We start from the raw sequence: 670 nt of genomic DNA, 5'->3' as shown, positions 1-670 counted from the left end.
AGGAGCTGATAAAACAGAGAAAATACAAACCTCAATCAGTCCTGCGAGTTGAAATCCCCCAACCCAATGGAGGTGTCCTTCAGCTTGGGATTCCGACAGTGATGGATAGGATAATCCAACAAGCCATTGTCCAAGCTCTTAGAGTACTTAAATGACGGCTATGAGTGGATAGTGGATATAGACCTAGAGAAATTTTTCGATAGGGTTCCTCAAGATAGATTGATGTCCTTAGTACATAATATGATCGAAGACGGAGATAGGGAATCCTTGATTCGTAAGTATCTTCATTCAGGTGTTATCATTAACGGTCGGCGTCATAAAACGCTAGTTGGTACACCACAGGGAGGAAATGTATCTCCTCTCTTATCTAATATCATGCTTAATGAATTGGACAAGGAATTAGAAAAGAGGGGACTTCGATTTGTGCGCTACGCAGATGATTGTGTGATGATGGTCGGAAGCGAGGCAGCCGCTAAGCGTGTGATGTATTCAGTTAGTCGTTTTATTGAGAAACGGCTAGGTTTGAAAGTATAGTAAAATGAAATAAGAATAGGACAAACCGATCAGGACAGTCAAATCGATTTCTAACAATGTTTTAGAAGTAGAGGTGTACTATTCTAGTTTCAATCTACTATAATTTGAAGGGGAATACCGTGATTGGCTAATATTT

At 40.0% G+C, this 670-nt stretch carries 1 pseudogene; it reads left to right on the top strand.

The window, feature by feature from the left end:
- Nucleotides 1-531, top strand: a pseudogene (locus tag HT703_RS10475) (reverse transcriptase domain-containing protein); the annotation flags it as partial.
- Nucleotides 532-670: the final 139 nt, after the last annotated feature.

It is taken from the genome of Streptococcus sp. 3874 (assembly GCF_013276425.1).
Lineage (GTDB): Bacteria > Bacillota > Bacilli > Lactobacillales > Streptococcaceae > Streptococcus > Streptococcus pseudopneumoniae.
This window is presented reverse-complemented; position numbering and strand designations above follow the sequence as displayed.